Here is a 4,590-nt window from a genome sequence, read left to right on the forward strand (position 1 = left end):
CCCCTTCATTGAAGATATAAACAGCTAAAAAGATGCTTTAAGATGCCTTTTGGCATCATCCTCCGGAGCGTTTCTCTGGAGTGCTAAAAATACGTAAAAAATATGGTTTTAATTCAAAAACATGAACAAATATAACTTGACAAATACAAGGCAAGATATATAAGCTCTTCCAAGAAATAAATGGAATTCATTTAATATGGGGATCCAGGAAAGAAAAGAGAGGGAGCGTGAACGGCGCCGACAACAGATCATGGTTGCCGCCAAGCGGGTTTTCACGAGCAAGGGCTTTGCCAAGGCAACCATGGAAGATATCGCCAGAGAAGCGGAACTGAGCCCCGGGACCTTATATCTTTATTTTAAGAACAAGGATGAGCTTTACGCCTCTCTTTCATTGCGCATTCTTCAATACCTGATGATCCGCCTGGAACACGTCAGCGCCGAACCGTTTACCGATGCGGCACAGCGCCTCATGGCCCTGAAAGAGGCCATGTTCGATGTTTATGAATTCGACCCGCTCATTCTGATCAACATGTTCCATATGCAGTCTAGTGAAACGCTGAAAAACCTCTCCCCAGACCTTCTGCACCAGATTGAATCATTGAGCCGTAACTCACTCAAAGTCATGGCCAATATATTTGAAGAAGGCATCCGCAAAAACATGTTTGTGGATAGGCACCCAACAGCCGTTGCCGATATCCTCTGGTCTCTTTTTTCTGGCATCATACTCTGGGAAACCAGCAAAAAGATTATCAATGGCGAAAAAGACTTTTTAAAGGAGACTTTCGACACCGCCTTTGAAATCTTTTCTCGCGGGATCATGCGCCATTGAGCGGCGCACATACCATTACTCGCTTGACGACAACATTTAACCTGAATGGATGAAAGGGGGGGGATTAAACAAGGGGAGGGGGACTTCTTTTCAAATGCTATCGTCAGGAGCCGATGGTTGAGGACTAGGAGGTTTAACGATAGAGGGGAAACGAAAAATACGCATTGAAAAGGAGCCAAACGCACACCAGTCCGACTGAACTTACAACTTTAATCGGAGGAGAGTGACCCATGGCAGAAAAAGAAGTTGTCGAAACATCAGAGGCGCAAATTGCCGTACACTGGCAGGAGGAAGGCTACTACTATCCGTCGACGGAATTCATCGCCCAGGCGAACATGACGGACAAAGGCATCTACGACCGGTTCAGCCTGGATAATTTTCCCAATTGTTACAAGGAATATGCCGACCTGCTGACCTGGTACGAATACTGGGATGAAATTCTGGATACCAGCGACGCCCCCTGCTACAAATGGTTCAAGGGCGGCAAGATCAACGCCAGCTACAACTGCATCGATCGTCACCTGAAGGCGAATAAGAACAAAGCCGCCATTCACTTCGTTCCCGAACCACTTGAAGAAAAAACCGAGCACATCACCTACCAGGAACTCTATGTGCGGGTGAATGAATTCGCCGCCCTGCTCAAGGATTTTGCCGGCCTGAAACGCGGTGACCGGGTGACCCTGCACATGCCCATGATTCCCGAGTTGCCCATCACCATGCTGGCCTGCGCCCGTCTGGGCGTGATCCACTCCCAGGTCTTCGGCGGATTCAGTGGCACGGCCTGCGCCGACCGCATCGTCGACTCGGGAAGCCGCGTGTTGATCACCGCGGATGCCTACTACCGCAGCGGCACCCTTCTCGACCACAAGCAGAACGCGGACATCGCCGTCAAGCATGCCGAAAAAGACGGCCAGAAGGTCGACAAGGTGCTGGTCTGGCAGCGCTATCCCGGCAAATACTCAGCCAAGACCCCCATGGTCGACGGGCGCGACTTTTTCGTCAACGATCAGCTGAAGAAATACTACGGCGCCCGGGTGGAACCGGAGCGTATGAATGCCGAAGATCCGTTGTTCCTGATGTACACCAGCGGCACCACCGGCAAGCCCAAGGGATGCCAGCACGGCACCGGCGGGTATCTTGCCTACGTAACCGGGACCTCCAAGTTCGTTCAGGACATCCATCCCGAAGATGTCTACTGGTGCATGGCGGACATCGGCTGGATCACCGGGCACTCCTACATCGTCTACGGTCCCTTGGCCAACTGCGCGTCGACGGTCATCTACGAAGGTGTACCCACCTACCCGGATGCCGGACGCGCCTGGCGCATCGCCCAGGATCTGGACGTCAACATCTTCCACACCGCTCCCACGGCCATCCGCGCCCTGAGGAAAATCGGCCCGGACGAGCCGGCGAAGTACACCTACCATTTCAAACACATGACCACCGTGGGCGAACCCATCGAGCCGGCTGTATGGAAGTGGTACCACAAGGAGGTCGGCAAGGGTGAAGCCATCATCGTGGATACCTGGTGGCAGACCGAAACCGGCGGCTTCCTCTGCAGCACCCTGCCGGCCATCACCCCAATGAAACCGGGTAGCGCCGGGCCGGGCATGCCGGGTATTCACCCCATCATCTTTGACGACGACGGCAACGAGGTCAAAAGAGGGGCAGGGAAAGCCGGCAACATCTGCATCCAGAACCCCTGGCCGGGCATGTTCCAAACCATCTGGGGCGACCGGGATCGCTTCGTGGACACCTATTTCGCCCGCTACTGCAAGGATCCCAAAAGCACGGACTGGCGTGATTGGCCCTACCTGACCGGTGACGCCGCCGTGGAGGCCGAAGACGGCTACTACCGGATCCTGGGCCGCATCGACGACGTCATCAACGTCTCAGGGCACCGTCTGGGAACCAAGGAGATCGAATCTGCCGCCCTGGTGTGCCCGGAAGTCGCCGAAGCCGCTGTGGTTCCGGTCAACCACGAGATCAAGGGCAAAGAGCCGGATCTGTACATCGCCCTCAAGCCCGGGTTCGAAGCCAGCGACGCCATGGCCAAGAAGATATCCGATGTGGTCTGTGACCAGATCGGAAAAATTGCCAAGCCACGCAAGGTCTGGATCGTCAAGGATATGCCCAAGACCCGCTCGGGTAAGATCATGCGCCGCGTGCTGGGTGTTCTGTCCAACAACCGCGACGTGGGGGACGTCATGACCCTGGCCAACCCCGAAATCGTGGAAGAGATCAAACAAATGGTCAAATAAAAAATATCAAACAAAATGGGCTGGATCGGGGTCGATTGCCGATCCGGCCCGAAGGAGCCATGAAAGGAGGTGATGGTGCGCCCTTGATTGATCAGGAGAACCAATAACTTTACTGGCGGCCGGTCAACTTCATTGACGAAAAGGCACAGGAGGAAAAAATTATGGGTGGAACCACGTGGGTTTATATCATGCTGGGTCTTTACATTATCTACTGTTTTTACTGGGGGCTTAAAGGGTACTTTACGGAAAAGACCTCTTCCGGCTACTCCATCGCCGGACGATCCATTCCCTTTTTCGCCTTTCTGCTGGCGGCAACGGCGGCATCGTTTTCAGGATGGACCTTCATCGGCCATCCGGGCCTGATCTGGCGGGACGGTCTGTCCTATGCGTTCGCATCGTTTTACGTGCTGACGATTCCCATCACCGGTACGTTCTTTTCCAAGCGCACCTGGCTGCTGGGCAAACGCTACGGCTTCGTCACTCCTGGCGACATGTACGCCTATTACTTCAACTCTGAACCACTGCGTTTTTTGGTCGTTATCACAGCGGTCATGTATTCCATTTTTTATTCGGCGGTGCAGTTGATGGCGTCGGCGGCATTGTTCAACGTGATCGCCGGTGTACCGATTACCTTCGGAGCCATCTTCATGGCCTTTATCGTCTGGTTTTATGTCTGCACCGGCGGTCTGAAGGCCAGCACCTGGGTCGGCGTGATCCAGTTCATCCTGCTGGTGGGCGGTATCATCATCCTCGGTTTTTACGTGATCACCGCCGAACAGTTCGGCGGCTGGTCTGGATTTTCGGCGGCGGTTCACAACCTGGACGCCAAGTTCCTTGAAGTGCCTCGCGTAATCAACACGGTCGATTACCTCGGCGGGGCACCGGGTGAATCCGCCTGGACGGCGGTGATGATCCTCACCTACATGTTTGCCCTGATGGGTATCCAAAGCTCGCCGGCCTTCACCATGTGGACCTTCGGCATCAAATCCCCCAAACCCCTGGCGTGGCAGCAAGCCTTCATGTCCACCTTCGTGGTCGGTTTCGCACTGTTCTTTTTCACCGCCTTTCAGGGTATGGGTGCTAAAATTCTGGAGCTGGCTGGACATGCAAGCTTCCAGGATTTAAACAATACTACCGTCGTTCCCACGATGATGAATGAGTTCCTGCCGCCCTTCATGCTGGGTGTCGTGTTCATGGGAGCTATTGCGGCCATCCACTCCACGGCTGCCCCGTATATCGGTACCGGTGGTTCCATTCTCCTTCGCGACCTCTACTGGCGTTACATCCGCAACCAGGAAGCCAGCCATGCTGAGCAGATCTGGATGAACCGTGTCTTCGCAACCGTATTGACCATCCTGGCGCTTGTGGTGGGTATGACGTCCAAAGCTGCCCTGGTCATCCTCGGTGCGCTGGCCACGGCATTCGGCTTCGTCATGTACGTCCTGCTGGTCGGTGTGATCTGGGGCTTCAAATTCCCGCGGGTCGGTGCAGTGCTCGGCG

3 protein-coding genes are annotated in these 4,590 nt (G+C 54.4%); all 3 read left to right on the forward strand.

What is annotated here, in order from left to right:
- Positions 1-250 precede the first annotated feature (250 nt).
- Positions 251-829 (forward strand): TetR/AcrR family transcriptional regulator, encoded by a 579-nt coding sequence (locus ABYV26_RS21475; RefSeq protein WP_372683408.1) that lies wholly within the window; start codon positions 251-253, stop codon positions 827-829.
- A gap of 230 nt (positions 830-1,059) precedes the next feature.
- The gene (acs, locus tag ABYV26_RS21480; RefSeq protein ID WP_372683406.1) at positions 1,060-3,090 is read left to right on the forward strand and encodes an acetate--CoA ligase; all 2,031 of its coding nucleotides are present in this window, start codon (positions 1,060-1,062) and stop codon (positions 3,088-3,090) included.
- Between the two features lie 161 nt (positions 3,091-3,251).
- The coding region (locus ABYV26_RS21485) for a sodium:solute symporter (RefSeq protein WP_372683407.1) at positions 3,252-4,590 on the forward strand (1,339 nt) is incomplete at its 3' end.

The sequence above is a fragment of the Desulfosarcina sp. genome, from assembly GCF_041551955.1.
Lineage (GTDB): Bacteria > Desulfobacterota > Desulfobacteria > Desulfobacterales > Desulfosarcinaceae > Desulfosarcina.